Origin of the sequence: Photorhabdus bodei, from assembly GCF_003287735.1 — a bacterium.
GTDB classification, from domain to species: domain Bacteria; phylum Pseudomonadota; class Gammaproteobacteria; order Enterobacterales; family Enterobacteriaceae; genus Photorhabdus; species Photorhabdus kayaii.
This window is the reverse complement of sequence record NZ_NSCM01000001.1, coordinates 1-22,292: the sequence shown is the minus strand read 5'-3', so window position 1 is coordinate 22,292 and position 22,292 is coordinate 1. Positions and strand designations below refer to the sequence as shown.

The 22,292-nt window shown below is 40.9% G+C and carries 21 protein-coding genes and 1 pseudogene; 14 read left to right on the top strand and 8 right to left on the bottom strand.

Translation table 11 applies throughout. From position 1 onward, the window contains the following. Positions 1-59 precede the first annotated feature (59 nt). From CKY02_RS00110 to CKY02_RS00100, 3 genes are read left to right on the top strand one after another with little or no spacing between them, the layout of a single operon-like run. Positions 60-1,298, top strand: coding sequence for a diguanylate cyclase family protein (locus CKY02_RS00110; protein WP_202924498.1), 1,239 nt, complete (start codon positions 60-62; stop codon positions 1,296-1,298). A 30-nt stretch (positions 1,299-1,328) separates the two neighbouring features. Further along, positions 1,329-1,955 carry a response regulator gene (locus tag CKY02_RS00105; protein ID WP_112893757.1) on the top strand — a complete coding sequence of 209 codons (627 nt, stop codon included), beginning with the start codon at positions 1,329-1,331 and terminating at the stop codon, positions 1,953-1,955. Between the two features lie 3 nt (positions 1,956-1,958). Then, complete coding sequence (locus CKY02_RS00100) at positions 1,959-5,573, top strand: transporter substrate-binding domain-containing protein (protein ID WP_112893756.1); 3,615 nt, start codon at positions 1,959-1,961, stop codon at positions 5,571-5,573. On the opposite strand, the gene CKY02_RS24190 is transcribed toward CKY02_RS00100, so the two are convergent. Beyond that, on the bottom strand, positions 5,570-5,800 hold the full coding sequence (locus CKY02_RS24190) for a hypothetical protein (RefSeq protein WP_167405251.1): 231 nt from the start codon (positions 5,798-5,800) through the stop codon (positions 5,570-5,572). The two genes, CKY02_RS00100 and CKY02_RS24190, sit on opposite strands and share 4 nt — an antisense overlap. Before the next feature lie 60 nt (positions 5,801-5,860). On the opposite strand from CKY02_RS24190, the gene CKY02_RS00095 reads away from it, so the two are divergent. Further along, positions 5,861-6,115: a type II toxin-antitoxin system Phd/YefM family antitoxin gene (locus CKY02_RS00095; protein ID WP_112893755.1), complete on the top strand. Its 255-nt coding sequence runs from the start codon at positions 5,861-5,863 to the stop codon at positions 6,113-6,115. Continuing rightward, positions 6,112-6,366, top strand: coding sequence for a Txe/YoeB family addiction module toxin (locus CKY02_RS00090; protein ID WP_112893754.1), 255 nt, complete (start codon positions 6,112-6,114; stop codon positions 6,364-6,366). Before CKY02_RS00095 ends, CKY02_RS00090 begins: the two co-directional genes overlap by 4 nt. Before the next feature lie 74 nt (positions 6,367-6,440). Here the strand turns inward: CKY02_RS00090 and CKY02_RS00085 are convergent, their stop codons facing one another. The 3 genes from CKY02_RS00085 to xylA all read right to left on the bottom strand — a co-directional run bounded on the left by CKY02_RS00085 (position 6,441) and on the right by xylA (position 9,030). Then, positions 6,441-6,812 (bottom strand): VOC family protein, encoded by a 372-nt coding sequence (locus tag CKY02_RS00085; RefSeq protein WP_205068461.1) that lies wholly within the window; start codon positions 6,810-6,812, stop codon positions 6,441-6,443. A 173-nt stretch (positions 6,813-6,985) separates the two neighbouring features. Further along, positions 6,986-7,555 (bottom strand): hypothetical protein, encoded by a 570-nt coding sequence (locus CKY02_RS00080; protein WP_112893752.1) that lies wholly within the window; start codon positions 7,553-7,555, stop codon positions 6,986-6,988. A gap of 155 nt (positions 7,556-7,710) precedes the next feature. Next, positions 7,711-9,030: a xylose isomerase gene (xylA, locus tag CKY02_RS00075; protein WP_112893751.1), complete on the bottom strand. Its 1,320-nt coding sequence runs from the start codon at positions 9,028-9,030 to the stop codon at positions 7,711-7,713. Between the two features lie 446 nt (positions 9,031-9,476). Here xylA and CKY02_RS00070 point away from each other — a divergent pair, with 446 nt between their 5' ends. Beyond that, the gene (locus CKY02_RS00070) at positions 9,477-10,661 is read left to right on the top strand and encodes a XylR family transcriptional regulator (RefSeq protein ID WP_112893750.1); all 1,185 of its coding nucleotides are present in this window, start codon (positions 9,477-9,479) and stop codon (positions 10,659-10,661) included. Positions 10,662-10,700: 39 nt separating this feature from the next. On the opposite strand, the pseudogene CKY02_RS00065 reads toward CKY02_RS00070, so the two are convergent. From CKY02_RS00065 to CKY02_RS00060, 3 genes and pseudogenes are all read right to left on the bottom strand, one after another. Further along, a pseudogene (locus CKY02_RS00065) lies at positions 10,701-11,851 on the bottom strand (family 1 glycosylhydrolase); the annotation flags it as partial. Next, complete coding sequence (locus CKY02_RS26095) at positions 11,851-11,979, bottom strand: hypothetical protein (protein ID WP_275658190.1); 129 nt, start codon at positions 11,977-11,979, stop codon at positions 11,851-11,853. The gene CKY02_RS26095 and the pseudogene CKY02_RS00065, both read right to left, overlap by 1 nt. Before the next feature lie 41 nt (positions 11,980-12,020). Beyond that, positions 12,021-13,334, bottom strand: coding sequence for a glycoside hydrolase family 30 protein (locus tag CKY02_RS00060; RefSeq protein WP_112893749.1), 1,314 nt, complete (start codon positions 13,332-13,334; stop codon positions 12,021-12,023). Between the two features lie 426 nt (positions 13,335-13,760). On the opposite strand from CKY02_RS00060, the gene CKY02_RS00055 reads away from it, so the two are divergent. The 4 genes from CKY02_RS00055 to CKY02_RS00040 all read left to right on the top strand — a co-directional run bounded on the left by CKY02_RS00055 (position 13,761) and on the right by CKY02_RS00040 (position 16,453). Next, the gene (locus CKY02_RS00055; protein ID WP_112893748.1) at positions 13,761-14,639 is read left to right on the top strand and encodes a PhzF family phenazine biosynthesis protein; all 879 of its coding nucleotides are present in this window, start codon (positions 13,761-13,763) and stop codon (positions 14,637-14,639) included. A gap of 168 nt (positions 14,640-14,807) precedes the next feature. After that, on the top strand, positions 14,808-15,104 hold the full coding sequence (locus CKY02_RS00050; protein WP_240001964.1) for an antitoxin of toxin-antitoxin stability system: 297 nt from the start codon (positions 14,808-14,810) through the stop codon (positions 15,102-15,104). Between the two features lie 41 nt (positions 15,105-15,145). Continuing rightward, on the top strand, positions 15,146-15,310 hold the full coding sequence (locus CKY02_RS26580) for a type II toxin-antitoxin system RelE/ParE family toxin (protein WP_240001963.1): 165 nt from the start codon (positions 15,146-15,148) through the stop codon (positions 15,308-15,310). A gap of 234 nt (positions 15,311-15,544) precedes the next feature. Next, entirely contained in the window at positions 15,545-16,453 is a 909-nt protein-coding gene (locus CKY02_RS00040; RefSeq protein ID WP_112893746.1) for a LysR family transcriptional regulator, read from the top strand. A gap of 58 nt (positions 16,454-16,511) precedes the next feature. Here CKY02_RS00040 and nemA read toward each other — a convergent pair whose 3' ends face one another. Next, positions 16,512-17,624: an alkene reductase gene (gene nemA, locus CKY02_RS00035; protein ID WP_112893745.1), complete on the bottom strand. Its 1,113-nt coding sequence runs from the start codon at positions 17,622-17,624 to the stop codon at positions 16,512-16,514. A gap of 562 nt (positions 17,625-18,186) precedes the next feature. Here nemA and CKY02_RS00030 point away from each other — a divergent pair. From CKY02_RS00030 to CKY02_RS00015, 4 genes are all read left to right on the top strand, one after another. Further along, entirely contained in the window at positions 18,187-18,438 is a 252-nt protein-coding gene (locus tag CKY02_RS00030) for a type II toxin-antitoxin system Phd/YefM family antitoxin (protein WP_112893744.1), read from the top strand. Beyond that, positions 18,435-18,722 carry a type II toxin-antitoxin system RelE family toxin gene (locus tag CKY02_RS00025; RefSeq protein WP_112893743.1) on the top strand — a complete coding sequence of 96 codons (288 nt, stop codon included), beginning with the start codon at positions 18,435-18,437 and terminating at the stop codon, positions 18,720-18,722. Before CKY02_RS00030 ends, CKY02_RS00025 begins: the two co-directional genes overlap by 4 nt. A gap of 251 nt (positions 18,723-18,973) precedes the next feature. Beyond that, entirely contained in the window at positions 18,974-20,305 is a 1,332-nt protein-coding gene (gene aptA / locus CKY02_RS00020; protein WP_112893742.1) for an omega-aminotransferase AptA, read from the top strand. A gap of 334 nt (positions 20,306-20,639) precedes the next feature. Continuing rightward, entirely contained in the window at positions 20,640-21,833 is a 1,194-nt protein-coding gene (locus CKY02_RS00015) for a DmpA family aminopeptidase (protein WP_112893741.1), read from the top strand. Positions 21,834-22,292 lie beyond the last annotated feature (459 nt).

The window sequence follows — 22,292 nt, the reverse complement described above, 5'->3', positions numbered from 1 at the left end:
GCTTATCTCTGCTATTATTATCTTACAATGTAACATCAGTGTTACGAAATGAGATCCCGATGAAAATGAAAAAGATAGTGATCTTCTGGTTTATCTTTACATTGGTCAATTTCGCGCTGGCACTGTTAAACCTACAGGTACGGGATGTGTGGAGTCTGTCATCACTAGTGTGGTTTCCGGCAGGCTTGTTACAAGGCATTTTTTGCGCCAGGGCACCACGGTACTGGCCTGTCTGGTTAATCACAGGTGCCTTGATTTCGCTGACTGCCAGTCAGTGGTATGGCAGGCCAGTAAATGTATCGCTGACCTTTTCCAGCATCAATATGATGATGCTGGTAGCAACAGCGCTGATCTGGCAGTTTTTTTACGGTGTCATGTGGGTGCCGAAACGGACAAGGGACATCATTAACCTGACCGTACTCTGTTCGTTAAGTGGAATCATTGAGCGATTTATCGCGAAATGGATACTTCATCTATTTGGTTATCCTACCGACATATCAGTTTCATTACCGATTGTCGTAGGCTCAGTGTTGAGTTATCTACCACTGACATTGTTTGTTATCTACTACATCACCCACGAGAAAAATGGGGTTGGGAACTGGAAAATCCATGGCTTATGGCTGGTGGCCCTATTTGCCATGACAGTATTGTTCATCAGTCCACCACCGGAAGCCGGGAAAATACACTGGCAAGGTATCGCACTGCTGTTTTCCTTCAGTTTGCCGATGCTACTGGCACTCAGCGGTAATCTGCTGGTATTAAGCAGCTTTTTATCCCTATGTACGGTGGGGATCGTGAGTGCCACCATTTTTGGTCTCGGGCCATTCTCATCCCCGTTAACCAATCTTCAACAAAATGTGCAGATAGCGGCTTGGTACAGTACAGCGTTCACTTTACCCGCGTTGTTATGCTGTAGCTATTTATCTAACATAATCAATGCATTACATCGGCGTAAAGCGCGTTTTCTGTTAATGAGAGCCATGCTGGATCAAGAACAGATTAATTGCTTTCGGTTAAGCGCCAACGGACATTTGTACTGGCATCATAATGGTGCTGCCTGGATGCGGTGCGGAAAAGCGCCCGTCTCCTGGTCGCAGTTGATGGCTTGGGTTCATCAGGAAGATCGGCATAAAATCGAACAGCTTAAAAATTCAGTCTCGCAAATACCACAGACATTAAAAGTTCGGATTGCCGATGGTAAAGGCGAATTTAACCCCGTCATTATCGCCTTAATCATCCATGTGGGAGAAGATGCCGGTTTTATTGAAGGAACGATACGTGAAATAGATAGTAAATAAAAAATAGTCAATAATCTGGAGAAATAACCTATGCCCAGACGAGTCATTATTGCCGACGATCATCCGGTATTTTTATTAGGACTACGTACGATACTGGCAACATTGCCGGAGAATTACCAGATTGTGGGGGAAGCCCATGATGTTACTTCACTTTTCTCTCTGCTGGAGGAAAAAGAAGCGGATATGCTGATTACAGATTTCATTATGCCGGGTAATAACCAGATCGACGGTCTGAGGATGATTAGCCGAATCCGGGAACAATATCCGTATTTGCCGATTGTGGTGATTACAATGATCAGCGACCGAAAAATAATAGCTTCATTGATTGACTACAAAGTGAAAGCGATTTTGAACAAAAACAGCTTATCCCATGAACTGGTAAAAGGGTTGTACAGTACAACCGGACGTTATGAACCCTATCTAAGTGAGCAATTTCTCGAATCACCGGACGAAGAAGTTGTAAAAACGCTAACCAGCAAAGAGTTGGAAGTGATTAAACTGTTGGGACAAGGGTTGAGTGTGAATGATATTGCCGCGCGTTTATACCGTACTAAGCAGACGATCAGCGCCCAAAAAATTAGCGCAATGAAAAAGCTCGGGTTAGATAGCGAAGCCGCGCTTTATAATTATTTGCATCAGATTGGATTGGGGCTGTAAGCCATGAAGTGCCGGAGCAAAGCATGGCGATGGTTTGCCATATTGGTATTGCTGTTACCGCTATCTGGCTGGAGCCTCAACCTGTTTGAATACCGCAATGCGCAAAAGCTACCTGCAAATGGGCTACCGGTGGAGTTTTATTCAAACATCACGCAAGAATCACAAGAATTTCTGCCTTTTCCCGTTAAAGAATATGGGGGGGTGCTTCCCCCGAGTTTTCCGGCATTAAAAGTTGGTATTCTCTGCTGTATCGGCGCGCCATTGGTGATCCATCGTTGGGACGGCAAGTTGGAAGGGATTTATGCTGATTATCTGCGCTTGATCGAAACTGTGCTGAAAAGACCGGTGGAGGTACGGCTGTTTGGCAACTGGGAATCAGCTTATAAGGCTCTGCAACATGGAGATATCCAACTGTTATCAAATTCCGCTTCATCACAATCAGGAAATGAAGCAAATGACACTTACCCGATTCTGGTACAACCCCTCGCCCTAATTATGCGCAAAGAACAAGTGAATATGCCATTTGCCAAAATGAATATTATGGCGGCACCAAGCAGTGATCCAAATGTCATTAAGCAATTACGTAAACATTACCATAGCATTTTGGTGGCGAAGGATCAGCAGGAGGGGATACAGGCAGTCGTGGATGGCGAAATGGATGCCTATCTGGACGGGCAAAGTCAGATTGCCTATTTGCTGGCTTTTCGTCCATTTACCGGGTTGACCTACCGCCGGGATATCTCGTTGGGGGAACGGTATGACTTTCTCGGTCACAACGGTGATGGCATGGTTGAAGCAGTAAATCTGATTCTGACATCCATTCCTCATGCTATCAGAAATAAAGTTTACGAACGTTGGATTTCTGGGCTGGCATTGGGCAGTAATAATGACGCTACAATCTTTTCAGCTCAGGAAAAAGCTTGGATTAAAAAAAATCCTGTCGTCAACGTGGCACTGACTCGTACTGCGCCACCTTATTCCTTTCTGGATAAAAACGGTCAAATCACTGGGCTGGATGTGGACATTTTGCGTCTACTGGGAGAAAAAAGTGGCATCACCTTTAATTTTATGCCAACAGATGGCGCAATCGGCATTAAAAAGTTGTTAGAAAATGGCGAAGCGCAAATGACCTCTATGATCAACACACCCGAGCGTAGCCGTTGGCTCTCTTTCAGCCATCCCTATGGTACCGTGGAATGGGTGATGATCACCCGCAATGAGCGCAATACCCCCAATGAGTTTGAACAACTTAAACACCATCGGGTGGCGATTCAGCGTGGTCATGCACTTTCGTCGCTATTGAAGCAGTATCCAGAGATTTTCGTCGTGGAAGTTGACAGCGTGACACAAGGTATCGATATGGTGCTGGCCGGGGCGGCAGATGCCACTTTTGATAGCCTGATCAGTGCGGATTATCTACAAGCAAGCCGTTATGGCGCCAATATTTCTATTCAGTCCTTTAAGGGCTCATTGCAACCGGAACAATACGCCATCATACCGGCCTATCCTCAACTGGTGGACATATTAAATAAAAGCATTGATGCACTGCCACCAAATGAACTGCGGGTATTACGGTTGAAGTGGTTATCGATGGGGAATGTCGCTTCCTATGACAATAATAACATTTCGCCTTGGGTAAAGTTGTGGGGAGGGGCGTTATTTGTGATTGCGCTAAGTTCAATTTTTTGGGGCAGTTATCTTGCTCATCAGATCAAACGACGTAAAACCGCGGAAAGCAACTTACAGAATTTGTTGGCGTACTGGGAAACACTCTTTAATAACATGCCTACGCCCATGTTTGTCTGCGATCCCACCATGTGTATCACGGCGGCTAACCTCTATTTCCAGCATGAAATGGGCTCTGTTGGATCTGAGGTGATTGGCCGTAGTCTTTTTTCCCTATGCTTTTTAAAACCGGTCGATGAGCAAGAGATCAGTCTAATTTTTCTACGCTGTTTGGAAGGTGCTCCTGTCCATTTTTCTGATCGCAACATTGTTATTCAAGGACAGGATAAAGACGTTTATTTGTGGCTCGAAAGTTATAGCAATACCGAAGGCGTTGTTCAGGGAATCATTGGTGGCTGGTTTGATGTGACCGAACGTAAATTGTTGGCGCAAGAACTACGCCAGGAACGTGATAAGGCGGAACTCGCCAGCCTGGAGAAATCAGATTTTCTGGCCCACATGAGCCATGAGATCCGCACTCCGCTACAAGCCATTATCGGTATTCTTGATCTGGAGGTAAAAAAGCAAACTCAGCCATCCACGCCATTACATATCGCTTGGCAGGCTGCCATATCCTTGCAAGGAATCATCGGTGATGTGCTGGATTTCTCCAAGATAGAATCTGGGCGGATGGTGCTGAATCTCAAGCCGGAATCATTGCAGGTAATTCTGGAAAATTGCGTGGCAACTTTTAGCCATCGGGCAAAGGAAAAAGAGTTATTCTTCACCTATCAATTTGATTTGCCGTCTGAATATTATCATCTCCTTGACGCAACACGCGTAACTCAAGTCATCAACAACCTGTTGGGCAATGCTATTAAATTTACCGAACAGGGTGGTGTACAGATCAGCGCCAGCTACCAGCTTATTCCAGAGAGTCACCAAGATGAAATTACGCTGGTGGTTGCCGATACCGGTTGTGGCATCCCGGAAACCATGTATGAAGCGGTTTTGCTGCCCTATGTACAGGTGACACAAAATAATGGTGGTAAAACTGGTACGGGGTTGGGATTACCTATCTCTGTACAGTTAGTTGAATTAATGGGTGGCAACTTGAAAATCACGGGTGCGCCCAGTGGTGGCGCACAGGTTACCGTAGTGTTACCGCTTACGCGCCGTGTTATTGAAAAAGAGGCGATAAGCGAAAAAACCGAAAACATTGAGACGGAACTTCATGAATCTTTGAATATCTTAGTGGTTGATGATTTACCTGCCAATTTACAGGTGTTGTCATTACAGTTAGCGTCATCGGGCCATCGTATCGCGCTCGCTGAAAGCGGTGAACAGGCCATGAATCTGGTGGAAGAGGGCTATTTCGATATCGTGCTGACAGATTGCCAGATGCCGGTGATGAACGGTTACGAACTGGCTCAGTTGCTGAGAAAACATGAGCGATTACGGCAATTACCGCCATTTATTATTCTGGGATGCACTGCGAACGCATTTTCTACCGAACAGGCTCGTTGTTTGGAAGCGGGAATGAATGGTGTATTAATTAAGCCATTGGTGCAAAGCAAATTGCTGGCGGAAATTACCCGTTATTACCGGCAAGTCAATGACAAATCAACGTTAACATTCGATGAGATTCAAGCGTTGGCTCAACAAGATATGGCTGTAGAACGCCAATTACTCAGCGCAATACAGCAAGGAATGTCGGAAGATATTGCAGAATTGCAACAACAGGAAAACCAGCAATGTCATGAAAAAGTTGTACATCACGCCCATCGTATGAAAGGCGCTTTTGCGTTGATGCAATATCAGCAAGGAATACGTGTCTGTCTGCGTATTGAAAAAAGTGGACATTGTGATGTGAAAACAATAACCGTTTTATTAACCCGTGCAGAATATTTTCAACAGCAGATTGAACAGAAATTGGGAGAGTTGCAGGGTTAGAGACTAGGTGAAACTATCCAAAAGAAACCTTGAAAAGGTGAGTGCAATTTATACCTGTCATCCTTCAAGTTGCCTCTTTGTTGTCTGCACTCACTCACCCCGGTCACATCGTTATCTATGCTCCCGGGGATTCGCTCCCTTGCCGCCGCGATGCATCTTGAAATCCATAAGGTATATATCATCGCAGAAATTGAAAAAGGCATCGCATCGAATTGATTTCGTAACACTTGCGTACTTATATTTGTACAGGTACAATAATAGGTACAATGAAGCGAGGAGGATTAACGATGGACACAATAAGCTATTCAGCATTTAGGACTCACTTGGCCAGCACTTTAGATAAAGTGAACGACGATCACAAGCCAATTTTAATTACTCGTCAGAATGGAAAACCAGCAGTCGTCCTAAGTTTGGAAGATTTTCAAGCCTACGAAGAAACAGCCTATTTAATGGCTAGCCCGAAAAATGCCGCACGTTTAAGTCAGGCAATTGCCGAAGTGGAAGCAGGAAGAATGATTGAAAAAGGGCTATTGGAAGAATGATTTTATCTTGGGCAGAAATGGCATGGGAGGACTATCTTTATTGGCAACAAACCGATAAAAAAGCCCTAAAGCGTGTTAATACACTCATCAAAGACATTAAAAGGCAACCCTTCAATGGGTTAGGGGATCCAGAACCTTTAAAACATAATTGGTCGGGTTATTGGTCTAGACGTATTAATCGAGAGCATCGTTTAGTTTACAAGGTAACAGATGATGCAATCATTATTGTACAGTGCCGCTACCACTATTAAGTGACTACCTTTCAGAGGACTTCACAAACGAAGTCCTCTAGTCGTTATTTTAAGAAATCATGATAGCGACCTCCCTAATCCAAAGGACATACTCGAATAATATGACCATCGGGATCTTCAACCAGGAAAGTACGACCAAAGACCTCAGTGTGAGGTTCCTTCACAATCTTAATATCGGGTTTCTTTCGCCATTCCTCAAATAAACGATCTACATCTTCGCCAGATGGCAACATAATACCGATCTCAGAAAACCGTGGAGTAGAGGCATCTGGCGTTGTTCCGCCTGACCAAATAGCGAATAGTGCTTCACCATCGGCGGCAAATGCCACATAACGAGGACTCGAAAACACCGGTTCAGAATTAAAAAGTGTCTTGTAAAAAGCTGTCGAGCGTTCAATATCAGATACGTAAACAAGTTGAAGGTTGGGCTTGTAGGATACTGTCATCATGTTATTCTCATCTAAGTTAAATTCAATAAGAGAGTAAAAACAAATCGTTATATAACTCAACAAGTAACATTTGTTACTGTATTACGCTTATCATTATAAGATGATGTTAATTATATGTATATACATACATATGTAAAGTGATGTGAAAATTCTGGACGATGAAGGTGAGCCTAATTACCAAAAAGATCTTCCATCCTACGTTTGGTATGTTCAATCAATCCTTCAATTTCTGGGGGAGGTGTTGAACCACAATGAATATCACAGAACAATATCGGATCTGAGCCTCTTGACAAATAAAAACCTTGAGGGTCTCTTAATTTTGATTCCCGGGCTGCACATAAAGCTCGTAAAATTCTTTTTAACCTTTCTTTATCACTCTCTATATTAATAAAGTTCCTAAGATTCGCCTCCCCACCATGAGAAATTTGAAAGAAATGATTATTACTATTACTCGTATCAATTCGTTTCATCTTAATAAAAGTAGCTTCCTCGCTACGAGTCATACCATTGGCAGCTTGAAATGAAAATATAGCATTAAAAACATCTAAGTATACGTTTGGCAATCCATAATTAATATCAGCATTTCTAAAACAATGTTCAACAGAACTGCCTAGATTCATTGGTTTATAAACTATATTATTAAACATATACAAATATCCGCCCTTCGCCTCACGAGAATTTACTTTCTCTGCTTCATCAAGAGCAATAATTTTACCATTCTTTAATTTTATTTCAGCCATCTTATAATACCTATTTAATTGTTGAGAAATATGTATTCACACATCAACAATAAAACAGATTGTTATTTGCACAGAGATAAAATATTAATTTTCTGACAAATCAAAAAATGTAAAGATTTACAAAAAGTGGTCTAGAGAGTTAACCAATAATTAATTTAATCATAAATATAGCGATTAATAAGATTTTCGAGTAATTCTTGTTGCCCACTTCGATGTTTAGGTTCCTGAACCAATGTTTCTGCATAATGAGCCACTTCATCAAGTGTCATTTTTCCTTCAAGAATATTTCTACCTAGTTCACTATTCCAACCAGAATAACGTTGAGCGACATACTCATCTAATTTACCGTCTACTAATATTTTCACCGCACTCTTTAATGATAAAGCCATAGTATCGATGGCACCGATATGCCCATAAAACAGATCATCAATATCAATACTTTGACGGCGAACTTTTGCATCGAAATTTAAACCACCAGTAGTAAAACCACCGGCTTTTAAGATTTCATACATTACCAGAGAATTCTCCTCGACACTATTCGGAAATTGATCGGTATCCCAGCCAAGTTGAGCATCCCCGCGATTGGCATCAATAGAACCAAATATTCCCAATGCAATCGCTGTGGCGACTTCATGCTGAAAGGAGTGTCCAGCTAATGTGGCGTGGTTAGCTTCAATATTCACCTTAATTTCATTTTCTAAGCCAAACTGTTTTAGAAAACCATAAACGGTAGCCACATCATAATCATATTGGTGTTTAGTCGGCTCTTGAGGTTTAGGTTCAATTAATAATGTTCCCTGAAAACCAATTTTGTATTTGTAATCCACAACCATTTGCATAAAACGGCCGATCTGTTCTCTTTCTTGACGTAAATCTGTATTGAGCAAACTTTCATAACCTTCACGTCCGCCCCACAGTACATAATTTTCACCACCCAGTTTTTTAGTCATTTGCATAACTTGACAGACTTGTGCTGATGCATAAGCGAAAATATTGAGATCTGGATTAGTTGACGCACCGGCAGCATAACGAGGATGTGTAAAACAGTTTGCCGTTCCCCATAACAATTTAATGCCAGTTTCTGCTTGTTTATCTGCAAGAACATCGGACATGACACCCAAATTATAACTATATTCTTTTAAGGAACAACCCTCGGGAGCAACATCAATATCATGGAAACAATAAAAAGGAATATTTAATTTGTAGAAAAACTCAAAAGCAACATCAGCTTTAAGCTTAGCCAGTTCTAAAGCATCATTGCCTTTTTGCCAAAAACGCTCAAATGCCCCAGCACCAAACATATCAGTACCATTCCAACAAAAATTGTGCCAATAGCAGACGGCAAAACGCAGATGATCTTTCATCTTTTTGCCTAGAATAATCTCTTCGGGATTGTAGTGACGGAAAGCTAATGGATTATTACTTTGTCTACCTTCGTAACTAATTCTATTTACTCTCTCAAAGTATCGATGCATATCAACCTCTATCTAATATACCCGTTATCTTTCAAGTTGCCTCTTTGTTGGCTGCACTCGCTCACCCCGGTCACATAGTTTGCTATGCTCCCGGGGATTCACTCCCTTGCCGCCGCGATGCATCTTGAAATCTATAGGGTATATACCCGTCATCTTTCAAGTTGCCTCTTTGTTGGCTGCGCTCACTCACCCCGGTCACATAGTTATCTATGCTCCCGGGGATTCGCTCCCTTGCCGTCGCGATCCATCTTGAAATCCATAGGGTATAGACATACGTGTGTGTATAAAATTTTATTCATCAATGTCTCTATTTTCAATTATGTTATTTTATTTCTTCATTAAGATTATTGTTAATTGTGTGATTTATCTCATAATTTGGCATTAATTCAATCCTGAAAATAGAAAAATAATTATGATTAATATTGTATATATCAATAAGGACATCAATGATGAACAGACGATACCATATAACACTATTATTCAATGCCAATAAAGCTTATGATCGTCAGGTGATAGAAGGGATAGGTGAATATTTACATGCATGCCAATGTAATTGGGATATCTTCATTGAAGAAGATTTCACCACGAAATTAAATAGTTTGAAAACTTTGCAGAGTGATGGAATTATTGCTGATTTCGATGATATAGAAATCCAGCGTATTTTCAGTCAGTTAGACATTCCTGTTATTGGTGTCGGTGGCTCTTATCACCAAGAAAATCACTATCCTGCGGCTCATTATATTGCGACAAATAACTTCGCTTTAATAGAAAGTGCATTTAATCATTTAAAAGATAAAGGTATTAAACGTTTTGCATTTTATGGTTTACCTCAGACAAGTGGTAAACGGTGGGCAATAGAACGTGAATACGCTTTCCGACAATTAGTTGAAAAAGAAAAATATCAAGGTGTGGTGTATCAAGGAATGGAGACGACTCCAGAAAATTGGTTTTACGCACAAAATAGATTAAAAAATTGGATTCAAACTTTACCGCCAAATACAGGCGTTATCGCAGTAACGGATGCCAGAGCTAGACATATTTTAGCCGCATGTGAACATTTAAATATTCCTATTCCCGATAAAATCTGTGTTATAGGCATAGATAATGAAGAAATAGCCCGTTTCCTTTCACGTACCGAGCTCTCTTCCGTTGTGCAAGGTACACAACAAATGGGTTACCAAGCAGCAAAATTGCTTCATCAGCTTCTTAAAGGTTATATTCCTAAAAAATATCATCGCCAATTAATTCCACCTTTAAAGGTTATTGCAAGGCAATCGACAGATTTTCGAGCATTAAATGATCCCGCAGTTATTCAAGCAATGCATTATATTCGTCATAACGCGTGTAAAGGGATAAGAGTTGAACAAGTTATTGATGCTATTGGTATGTCTCGTTCTAATCTTGAAAACCGTTTTAAAAGTGAATTTGGTCAAACAATTCATACTATCATTCATAATGAGAAATTAGGTAAAGTAAAAAATCTTTTAATCCACACCTCTATTTCAATCAGTGAAATTGTTACCGTTTGCGGCTACTCTTCTTTACATTATTTTTACTCCATGTTCAAACGAAATTATAATATGACACCTAAAGAGTATCGAGATAAATATAAAATTACCAAAAATAGTTAAATAAGCCATCCTCAAAAAATAGGATAGCTTTTAATTTAATTAGATATCTTCGCCGTTCATTGCTATGACTTTTTTATACCAATAAAAACTCTTTTTCTTATAACGTACAAAATCTCCATTTCCATTATCATTATCATTATCATTGACATAAATAAATCCATATCGTTTACGATATTCACCAGTTGAAAAAGAGACACAATCGATACATCCCCATGCAGTATAACCGAGGATATCAACACCATCGAATAAAATAGATTTTTTAATTTCAGATAGGTGTGATGCTAAATATTCAATACGATAATCATCATTGATAACACCATCTTGGGGTAATTTATCAACAGAACCTAGCCCATTTTCAACGATAAAAATGGGTTTTTGATAACGTTCATATAACTCAGATAAACTGTATCGAATACCTATAGGATCAATTTGCCATTCCCATTCAGAGGATTTTAAATAGGGGTTGAGCTTTCCTTTCTCAAAGAAGGAGAGGGATTGGCTATTTTTTTCTAACATTTCCGTGGATGAAGAGACGATATTACTCATATAATAGCTTATCGCTAAGTAATCAGCGCAACCTTCCTTCAACCAATTTAAATCATCATCTTCAATATGAAGTTCTATCTTTTTTCTTTCCCATTCTTTAATAAGATAAGATGGATAATATCCACGAAGTTGAACATCACTAAAAAGATATTTCTGGCGCATGACTTGTTGTGCATATAAAACATCTTCCGGCTTACAGCTCGCTGGATATAATGGCGACATATGGATCATGCAGCCAATTTTAAAATTAGGATTTATTTCATGGCCTAATTTGACAACTTTTGCACTAGCAACAAATTGATGATGAATGGTCTGATACATAACCTGTTCTGGATTGTCGTAATCCTGATAAATCACACCTGAATTACAATAACCAAATAGTGGATATTGCCAATTTATTTGGTTATTAATTTCATTAAATGTAATCCAGTATTTGACTTTATTTTTATATCTTTCCATAACCACCAGGCTAAAATTCATGAAAAAGTCTATTAATTTTCGGTTATGACACGATCAACGCCGTGTTCTCCTTTTGTCATAACATCAGCAATGCTCATTCCTTTACCGTCCTGATTCCAATGACCTTCAACTTGGTTAGCGGCAACCGCGCCGCCCCATAAAAAACCGGTAGGGAATTTATTCTTTACCTGTCATCCTTCAAGTTGCCTCTTTGTTGGCTGCACTCACTCACCCCGGTCACATAGTTCTCTATGCTCCCGGGGATTCGCTCCCTTGCCGCCGCGATGCATCTTGAAATCCATAAGGTATTCATAGATAACTCCTGATTATTATCTTCATCAAAAATCTATTTTCTTAATTAAAGATAATAGAATTAATTGAGTTATTCTCCAAATAAACAGACCAAATATCATTATTATAACTAATATTTATTTTTTGCTTTTCTTTATAAGAGTTATTTATATTCACCACCAGGGAACCCGATTTATTCTCGAAAGCAACGGCATTTCCTGACATATTACCTTCTAACTCAACATGTTGCGCATCAGGTAAAATTAAACCCGAAAAATGGCGCATGACATAATACTCTGGATTATATATCACTTTATTTATTCCTTTTGGAATACTTATCATACTATTCTGTTTCCAACCCCAACTACTTTCTCCCCCTGAATGTAGCACCATATTCCAGTAAAAATAACCATTAGCACCATTAGTTAAATAATGTCTGAAAAGTGTAAATACATAATGAGCATATTCCCAACTATTATGACCATCACCACATTCATTTTCAGTTTGATAATATCTTAATTCTGGGTAGCTTTGTACCGTTCTTTGGATAGCATTTTTTCCTTGCCATTGATAACCAACGCCTTTTATATATTTATAGGCGTCTATGTCACGCAATACACAATTTGCATAATCATCATAATCCTGTCCAATTTCTTTAGAGAACTCAGGGGCATTAATAGTACCTAGCCAAATCTCAGTTTTTACATTATTTTGTTCGAATTTCGGTCCGAGATGGTTTTTTATAAAATCTCTTAATTGCTCACCGATCCATACACAAGAAGGGAACTTTTGATCCGCAGCAACCTCATTCTGAATATGAATTTGATCAATTGAAATACCTTCTTTCTGATACTCTTCAACAAATTTTACAAAATATAAAGCATATGCATCCTGACTTTGAGCATCACTCTTTAATCTACCAAAATTATAAACTTGATGGGTTTTAAGCCATACCGGAGGGCTCCACGGTGAAGCGGATATTTTTAAATTTGGTTGCCTTTCTAAAGCCTCTTTTATATAGGGAATGAGTAAACGTTTATCTCTTTTAATGGAGAAATTAGCCATACTATAATCATCTTCAATATCGTTTAAACTATACCAAGAAACCGCATAATCACTGGCGCCAATAGGCATCCTGGCTAATATTAATTTACACTCTCCATCCGGTGAAAATAATTTATCTAGCACTACTTTTCTATTTTCTTTATCCAAATTTAATAAAGCTTTCATCCCAAGCTCATTGAAACAACCACCAAAGCCATCTAATTTTCGACCTCGTTTATCAGTAATAATTAAATTGGCTTTTTCATCTGTTTTTATGGTCGATAATCCTTCTTTCCATTGTTCTTTATCATTTGTATAGATAAGTCTAATCATGATTTATTATTTCCCATAAAAGTATCAATTCATTACAATCAATTAAACACAATTGTTTTAACATTAGTATTATGTTATTTCACAAAGGGTTTAATTTAATTGTTTTATTTGAGTTTCATCACATATACTCTACCGAAATTATTTTTTTATTATAAATCACTATATATACTCTATGGATTTCAAGATGCATCGCGACGGCAAGGGAGCGAATCCCCGGGAGCATAGATAACTATGTGACCGGGGTGAGTGAGTGCAGCCAACAAAGAAGCAACTTGAAAGATGACGGGTATAGATAATATGGATGTTTAAATTAAAGGATAGGGTAGAAGCTACTTTTGGGAAAATAAGCGTAACGTTATGATAGTCTTGATATATTTTCCCTGATATATTGCTAAACCACCTTCAACATCATAAAAAGGAAATTTTATGTCTCTCGTACCATTTAAGCAGGTTGATGTATTCACTCACCGACCTTTTAAAGGAAATCCCGTTGCCGTTGTCATGGATGCCAAGGGACTCACACCAATACAGATGCAGGCCATTGCTAACTGGACCAATCTTTCCGAGACCACTTTTGTTCTTCCCGCAGAAAACCCTCTAGCAGATTACCGTGTACGGATTTTCACTCCCGGCAGTGAACTTCCTTTTGCCGGTCATCCTACGATCGGCACCGCACATGCTCTGCTTGAAGCCGGTTTAATTCAGGCGAGAGAAGGGCGTATTGTGCAGGAATGTGGGGTGGGGCTAATTACATTGAACATTACTGAAATGGAAAGTAGTCAGCAATCAATCACTTTCGAACTGCCGGAACCCGCCATCACATTGCTTAGTGCCGAACAGATAGATCGCCTCGAAAGCATTCTGGGTTGCCCGTTAGATCGCGCGTTAACACCGGCACTTATTGACGTGGGAGCTCGCTGGATTGTCGTTCATACTACGGGAGCAGAAGCCGTGCTGGCAGCGGAACCTGATTATGCCAAATTGTGCGAGCATGACACGCAAATGAACATCACCGGGGTTTGTCTGTATGGTGCCTACCGTGAAGGAGCAGAGGCTGATATTGAAGTACGATCTTTCGCCCCATCATGCGGTGTCAATGAAGACCCTGTTTGCGGTAGTGGAAACGGCAGCGTTGCCGCATTCATGCACTACTACAAAGTAGCGATGATTGACGATAAAATCGTTCATTCATCACAAGGCAAAAAACTTGGCCGTCAGGGAAGCGTATGGCTCAGCCATTCTGACGATAAGATTTTTGTCGGCGGTAGTGCTGTAACTTGTATCAATGGCACCATTACAATCTGAAAAAAGTTATCAGCCCTAATATCCTAATATGTAGTTCAGAAAGGGCGCTTGTTTTGTCGGAAAACAGATGTTTTCCGACAAGCAATATTGATTTCAATTCTCTCTAATTATGCTAGAAAATCGCGCAAAGTAATGAGATTATACATACTTTATTAGTACAGAATAATAATGTTAGGGGGTCAGCTCATGACGAAACAAGCTGTTTTTACGATGAAATTAGAACCTGAACTACGTGCCGAATTTATGGCTGAAGCCGAAGCTGCTCACCGCCCAGCCTCACAGGTGCTACGCGAACTTATGCGCGAGTTTATTCAACGCCAACGTGAGGAACGAGAATACGATAAATTCCTATGTCACAAGGTAGAAGCCGGGCGAGCCTCAATGCGTGCTGGTTTGGGCCAATCTAATGATGAGGTCGAAGCCGAGTTTGCCGCACGGCGTGCCAATGTGGTGGACCAAGCGTGAAAGTTATTTGGACACCCGAAGCGAAGCAAGATCGCTCTGACGTGTGGGACTACATCGCAGCCGATAACCCATACGCGGCGGTCAGAATGGATGAACAGTTTAGTGATGCAGCATCCAATCTTGCACGACATCCCATGCTTGGCCGGCCGGGGAAAATGCCAGGCACTCGCGAACTGTTTCCAAACGAGAATTATCGCCTGGTATGAGATCAACGGAGAAATAATATGGATATTGACGCTTATCCATACAGCCAGACAGTGGCCACCTATGCACAAAATGAAGTAGTAGCGGCAATCATTGACGATAAACGCTGAACTTTACTTATCAATGACTATCACTGATAAAAGATAGAGTAAAAGAGCTAGGCCGTAGCGCATATTCAAAAAATAAAATTATATAACGAACAGGCGATCCATCTTCAGAGTGTCCTAGGAGCATAAATGGAATTAAATCGAATCGGTGATATTGCAGCCTTCGTTGCCGCGGTACGGGCCGGAAGTTATACGCAAGCGGCGGGTTCTATGGGACTTACCCGTTCCGCTATTGGTAAGAGCATTGTGCGCCTGGAGACCCGCTTAGGCGTAAGATTACTGAACCGAACAACGCGGCGGCTTAGCCTGACAGATGAAGGACGCATTATGTTCGAACGCTGTCGTCAGATTCTTGAAGACCTCGAAGAGGTGGATAACACGATGGCGATGCGCAGGGTAAACCCGACCGGGACGCTGAAATTAACCGCACCGATCTCCTTAGGGAAGCGCCATATTCTTTCCTTGCTAGAAACTTTCCTGAAACGCTGGCCTGAACTACAGGCGGATATTGCCTTTACTGATCGTTATATTGACTTGATCGAGGAAGGATTCGATATTGCCATCCGCATTGGTGAACCGAAAGATGATTCTCGTATCCTTACACGTACCATCGCTACTCAGCGGATGATTACCTGTGCGTCACCGGACTATTTTGCCCGGCGAGGCGTACCTGAAACGCCACAAGCGCTGCATGAGCATGACACCATTTTCTTCCAGAGTGCGGATAGACGCCGCACCTGGCGTTTTGAGACTGCGGAAGAAACCTACGTTTTCGACGGGCCGGGACGCCTAAACATAGATAGCGCGGAAGCCATGCTCGAATCAGCGCTGGCAGGGTTCGGTATCATTCATCTACCTAGCTATGTTGTTGGTCGGGATCTTAGTAACGGTAAGCTTGTCCCCGTATTGGAAAATTATCATGTTGAGCCTGAACCTATCCGAATCATTTATCCAAGTAAAAAGCATCTTTCCCCTCGCATTCGAGGATTTATTGACCTATTGGTAGAGAGCTGGGAAGGCGGTGTGCCTTGGGAGTAGCAGGTGAAAGCGCTTTAATGGCAGTGATTTATCACCGCCATTAAAGCGCACAGTATGATTACGCGTTTAACTGCTCTAAGGTAGGATAATCGATGTACCCTTCCGGGCCATTAGCATAGAAGAATTCTGGACGCGGCTCATTCAGGGGCGCATCAATTCTCAGGCGCTCAACTAAGTCAGGATTAGCGATAAAGTTTCGTCCGAATGCCACAGCATCAATTAATCCTTTTTCAATCAGTCTCTCCGCTTTCTCGGCAGTATAGGTGCCTGCCGCAACAATAACACCGGGGTAAGCCTCGCGAATAGTTTGACGAAATGCTTCGCTGAAAGGTTCTCCTCCAGCCCAGTCAGGCTCAGAAATATGTAGATAAGCCAGATTGCGTCTTGCCAACTCGCGGATCAGGTAAAGTGCTGCTTTTTCCTCATCTTCATAATGACTTAGACCAGTATATGGCCCTAATGGATAGATACGGATGCCAATCCGATCAGAACTCCAACTTTCAATAGCAGCATCCACCACTTCCAAGGCAAAGCGTGCACGATTTTCAATACTGCCACCATATTCATCATCACGCTGATTAGCAGAAGGAGACAAGAACTGATGAATAAGGTAACCATGTGCAGCATGGATTTCCATCATGTCAAAGTTAGCTTCTTGTGCATTGATGGCTGCCTGACGGAAGTCATTGACAATCTGATGAATTTCATCTCTCTCCAGAGCACGCGGCTTAGAGGTGTTGATTCGAATCACATTGCCTTTAGCGTCTCGCACCGAAGTCCGCGCGTTAGCCGATATCGCAGAAGGTGCCACAGGGGCTAGTTGCTCCGGCTGGAGAGAAGTGTGAGACATTCGCCCCGTATGCCATAGTTGCACGTTGCTAAGACCGCCAGCCTGATGAATTCCTTCATTAATTTTTTTCCAGGCACTTATCTGTTCAGGAGTATGCAGCCCCGGTGCGCCTGAATAACCTTTTGCCTGAAATGAAACCTGCGTCGCCTCAGTGATGATCAACCCAGCACTGGCACGTTGACGATAATATTCAGCCATCATTGGCGTGGGAATATCGCCGGGTTCAGTATTTCGTAAGCGAGTGAGTGGCGCCATAAAAATACGATTGGGCGTAGTAATAGCACCTATTTTTAGTGGATTAAACAGATGGGGAAATTTCATAAATCCTCCTTTATATGAGACTGCGAAATATCCAGACAAAAAAACGTAATTGCATTATTTTTTGGTGAGAAGAAGGGTAATTGGTAGGAAAGTTAGGTTCAATAGTTTTAATTTGATGCGCAAATCCATGCAATTCATAATTCGTTGTTTTAATTGATTTTAATTTCAATTAGGGAGAGTGTGTACCTTAATATGGGAGCGATATTCCCCAAGTTACTAATAATCAAACCTCAGCATTGACTCAATGGCATTAAGTAACATCGGAAGAATTTAATATGAAATTCATCTGATTTCACTGAATAATGAAGGGAAGGGGAATTAAGAGTAGATATATTGAAATAAAGTCAAAGGCTGTTTAGTTAGAATTCATATCAGTTAAAATTAATAGTAATTCATGCCATTTTCATATTATGAAAAATCTAAGCGGAAAAAGACGCTGATAGTAATTAAGAATAAAAAAAGACCACCGTAGGAAAAGACCTTTTAAGTGGTCTTTTTCGTTTCTTTTCTCAACAAAGAAAGCTACTATAAGACTTACTAACAAGTCTTTTGGAGTGTTTCTATGGCTAACATAATTCTGTCAGATATTAGCGCAAGCGTTAGTGAGCTTAAAAAGAATCCTATGGCGACCGTTAGTGCCGGGGCTGGATATCCTGTTGCGATCCTAAATCGTAACCAACCCGTGTTTTATTGTATTCCTGCGGAACTCTACGAACAGATACTTGATGCTTTGGACGATCAAGAGCTTATTCGACTGGTAAATGAACGTAGAGGGCAGGCATTGGTTGATGTAGATTTGGATAATTATCTATGACCTATAGCGTGAAATTCAGGGAGGATGCACTCAAGGAGTGGAAGAGACTTGATAAATCAGTCCAACAACGATTTGCTAAAAAGCTGAAAAAGTGTTGTATTGAACCTCATATTCCATCAGCTAAACTTCGAGGCATGTCGAATTGCTACAAAATAAAATTACGCGCTTCTGGTTTTCGCTTGGTTTATGAGGTCATGGATAATGTGTTGATTATCGCCGTGGTAGCAGTTGGTAAGCGCGAACGGAGTGAAGCGTATGAACTGGCAAGTAAGAGACTAAGATAGGTAAGGGAATGTCAGATACACTGTCGTTAGTTATGATGCAAAATTCAAATATTCCAATCCATTCTATTTTACAGCAGAAAATAAGTTTGATTCTCTATAAAGATAAAGACCTTAAATATACCCAACGTTTTTACTAGAAATAAACGTAAATGGCCCTGAATCAACTTATATGTAATTTAGTTATTTATCGTTGGCGAAAATAGGAGTATTGAACTAAACTCAAATTTTACTTTTGTGAGAGGAAGTTAGCTATGTCTGAAACTCGTTTTTCTGAATCGTTAAACCTGCAATCTCACTGGATGCCATTCAGTGCCAACCGAAATTTCCAACGCGATCCACGCCTTATCGGTGCTGCCGAAGGGCAATGGCTAAAAGACGATAAAGGACGCCAAATTTATGACAGTCTGTCCGGTCTTTGGACCTGTGGAGCGGGCCATACCCGGACAGAAATTCAGCAAGCTGTCGCTACTCAATTGAGCACCCTCGATTACTCACCAGGCTTTCAGTTCGGTCATCCCTTATCGTTTCAACTGGCAGAAAAAATTGCCAATTTAACACCCGGTGATCTCAACCACATCTTTTTCACCAGCTCAGGTTCTGAATCTGTAGATACCGCGGTCAAAATGGCACGAGCTTACTGGCGAGTAAAAGGCCAACCCGAGAAAACTAAACTGATTGGCCGTGCGCGTGGTTATCACGGTGTCAATATTGCGGGTACTAGTTTGGGGGGGATTGGTAACAACCGCAAAATGTTCGGACAGTTAATGGATGTAGATCACTTACCCCATACATTGCAGAGCGGTATGGCGTTTACACCGGGTATGGCGGAAACCGGCGGCGTGGAATTGGCCAACGAGATGCTCAAGTTGATCGAACTGCATGATGCCTCCAATATTGCGGCAGTTATTGTCGAGCCTGTGTCCAGTTCCGCCGGTGCGATTATTCCGCCCAAAGGGTATCTACAGCGCCTGCGTGAAATTTGTGATCAACATAATATTTTGTTGATTTTTGATGAAGTTATTACTGGTTTTGGTCGCATGGGACGCTGGACTGGTGCTGAATATTTTGGTGTGACGCCAGATCTGCTTAACTTTGCCAAACAAATTACCAATGGTGCCATTCCTCTGGGAGGCGTAGTGGCAAGCAGTGAAATTTATGAGACCTTTATGTCCCAGCCTCTACCGGAACACTCCGTGGAGTTTAGTCATGGTTATACCTATTCTGCACATCCCGTAGCCTGTGCTGCCGGGTTAGCAACTTTAGATCTGTTGGATAAAGAACATCTTATCCAACGCTCTGCTGAACTTGCTCCTCATTTCGAAATGGCACTTCACTCTCTCACAAACTGCCCAAATGTGACCGACATCCGCAACTGTGGCTTAGTGGGAGCAATTGAATTGGCTGCCCGTGACGGTGATGCCGCTATACGTCCTTTTGATGCCAGTATGGCGCTTTGGAAAGCGGGTTTTTACGTACGCTTTAGCGGTGATACGCTGCAATTCGGGCCTATGTTCAATGCTGAACGAGCCGATTTGGATCGGCTTTTTGACGCCGTTGGGGAAGTATTGCATCACATTGGCTAAAGTGAGGGACGAATAGAAGGGTGACAATGTGCCGTTATAGAAATTTATAACTGACGTAAAATTTAACGCTCACTTGATAGGTGAGCGTTTAGAGATAATGCGAGAAATAATAATGATTCCGAACCCCATGTGATATGTGCCGAGAACTGATTTCTGACTATACTCCCTGCTAAATATCAGCGGAATATCACAATAAATTGTAAACTTAAATAATATAATTACGTAATAGTGCAAAAGGGTATATCGACTGGTCAAAAACCAATCCCTTTCGTATTGGATCTTCATGTTCTGAATCTTAAGCCTTCGAGTTAATTTGGTATAACAAGGAGTAGTTATGAAAATATTAAATATTATAATTTTATCTCTATCGTCAGTGATAGCTTCTAATTCTTTAGCCGATGAGATTAGAGCAAGGGATTTAGGCATTCCTTTCTCTGGAATAACGGGGAAATATAATGCGATTACAGATGTTAGTGGTGTAGAAGTTGGCTATTCAACCATAATAGAAGGCGATGGAAAGCTAGAGGTTGGAAAAGGCCCAATAAGAACAGGCGTAACAGCTATATTGCCAAAAGGCAAGAAATTTAGCCCGGTATTTTCTAGTACATTCTCTTTAAATGGAAATGGAGATATGACAGGCAATCAATGGGTTAAAGAGAGTGGTTTCCTGGAAACGCCAATATTAATCACCAATACTCATAGTGTTGGTGTTGTTAGAGACTCAACAATTAGCTGGATGTTTGATAACAACCTAACATCACCCCTGAAAGATGATTTATTTTGGTTATTACCTGTGGTTGCAGAAACGTGGGATGGAATATTAAATGATATAAACGGTATGCATGTAAAAAAAGAACATGTATATCATGCGTTAAATAGTGCTAAATCAGGGCTGATAGAAGAGGGTAATGTCGGCGGCGGAACTGGAATGAACCTTTTTAAGTTTAAGGGAGGCACAGGTACTTCATCAAGAATTCTAGATAAAAAAGATGGCGGATACACTGTCGGCGTTCTTGTTCAAGGAAATTTTGGTGATAGAGACGATTTGATTATTTCTGGGATTCCAGTTGGTAAAGAAATACAAGATCTCAAGCCGATATATCATGGAAACAAGAAAGAAATAAAGGATGCCGGTTCTATAATCGCGGTGGTAGCCACAGATGCACCATTAGCTCCTCACCAATTAGAAAAAATAGCTAAACGAGTCTCTCTTGGACTGGCAAAGGTAGGTGGGGTAGCCAGAAATACGAGCGGTGAGATATTTATTGCATTTTCAACCGCAAATAGTGATGCATTCTCTAGAAAGGATATAAGAACAATAAAAATACTGTCAAATGACAAACTAGATCCCTTGTATGAGGCCACAATAAGTGCAACAGAAGAAGCAATAATTAATGCTATGATCGCCGCCAAAAAAATGGTTGGGAGAAATGGCAATACTTCGTTTTCTATTCCTAAAGATAGAGTTCAAGAGATATTAAAAAAACATCATGTCTTAGCTCAAACTCAATCTGACACTTCAATTTAAAACAAACAAGTTACCGACTGTGATTAAAGGTTCTAAATCTGAAATTGAAGTCGGTAGCTTTCATGCTTCAACAATACGATGTATGCGATATCCTTTGTTCGTTATGAAAAACAGGGTTATAAAGACAGAATTATTTTTGTGTTGTCGTTATCAGTTTTTTCTATTATTCTGGTATTTATTGCGTTATGGATAAGGTATTATTATACGAAGATTAAACCTGTTTAATCTTCATCGAAAGAGAAATATTATGTTTAAGGTTAATCAACACTTTGAATATATGGTAACTAAAAGAAAAATAGGAAATATGATCATTCATAACAAAAGCAAAACCCGGGAGTGTTAGAAATTCTGTGTCATTCCAGTAATATATCTCAAAAAGGAATGACAAATGACTCAATCTTTCGATTTCGACAAAGCCCTGAAAGCGCTTCAGGATGGTCAGGCACTGACCGGTAAGAA

Coding starts and splice junctions, on each gene's coding strand:
- CKY02_RS00055 (WP_112893748.1), top strand. CDS start 13,761: ATGTCTCTCGTACCATTTAAGCAGGTTGATGTATTCACTCACCGACCT.
- CKY02_RS00095 (WP_112893755.1), top strand. CDS start 5,861: ATGGACACAATAAGCTATTCAGCATTTAGGACTCACTTGGCCAGCACT.
- CKY02_RS00080 (WP_112893752.1), bottom strand. CDS start 7,555: ATGGCTGAAATAAAATTAAAGAATGGTAAAATTATTGCTCTTGATGAA.
- CKY02_RS00060 (WP_112893749.1), bottom strand. CDS start 13,334: ATGATTAGACTTATCTATACAAATGATAAAGAACAATGGAAAGAAGGA.
- CKY02_RS00110 (WP_202924498.1), top strand. CDS start 60: ATGAAAATGAAAAAGATAGTGATCTTCTGGTTTATCTTTACATTGGTC.
- CKY02_RS00070 (WP_112893750.1), top strand. CDS start 9,477: ATGATGAACAGACGATACCATATAACACTATTATTCAATGCCAATAAA.
- CKY02_RS00100 (WP_112893756.1), top strand. CDS start 1,959: ATGAAGTGCCGGAGCAAAGCATGGCGATGGTTTGCCATATTGGTATTG.
- CKY02_RS00105 (WP_112893757.1), top strand. CDS start 1,329: ATGCCCAGACGAGTCATTATTGCCGACGATCATCCGGTATTTTTATTA.
- aptA (WP_112893742.1), top strand. CDS start 18,974: ATGTCTGAAACTCGTTTTTCTGAATCGTTAAACCTGCAATCTCACTGG.
- CKY02_RS00025 (WP_112893743.1), top strand. CDS start 18,435: ATGACCTATAGCGTGAAATTCAGGGAGGATGCACTCAAGGAGTGGAAG.
- nemA (WP_112893745.1), bottom strand. CDS start 17,624: ATGAAATTTCCCCATCTGTTTAATCCACTAAAAATAGGTGCTATTACT.
- CKY02_RS00015 (WP_112893741.1), top strand. CDS start 20,640: ATGAAAATATTAAATATTATAATTTTATCTCTATCGTCAGTGATAGCT.
- CKY02_RS26095 (WP_275658190.1), bottom strand. CDS start 11,979: ATGAATACCTTATGGATTTCAAGATGCATCGCGGCGGCAAGGGAGCGA.
- CKY02_RS00090 (WP_112893754.1), top strand. CDS start 6,112: ATGATTTTATCTTGGGCAGAAATGGCATGGGAGGACTATCTTTATTGG.
- CKY02_RS00040 (WP_112893746.1), top strand. CDS start 15,545: ATGGAATTAAATCGAATCGGTGATATTGCAGCCTTCGTTGCCGCGGTA.
- CKY02_RS00050 (WP_240001964.1), top strand. CDS start 14,808: ATGTTAGGGGGTCAGCTCATGACGAAACAAGCTGTTTTTACGATGAAA.
- xylA (WP_112893751.1), bottom strand. CDS start 9,030: ATGCATCGATACTTTGAGAGAGTAAATAGAATTAGTTACGAAGGTAGA.
- CKY02_RS00030 (WP_112893744.1), top strand. CDS start 18,187: ATGGCTAACATAATTCTGTCAGATATTAGCGCAAGCGTTAGTGAGCTT.
- CKY02_RS00085 (WP_205068461.1), bottom strand. CDS start 6,812: ATGACAGTATCCTACAAGCCCAACCTTCAACTTGTTTACGTATCTGAT.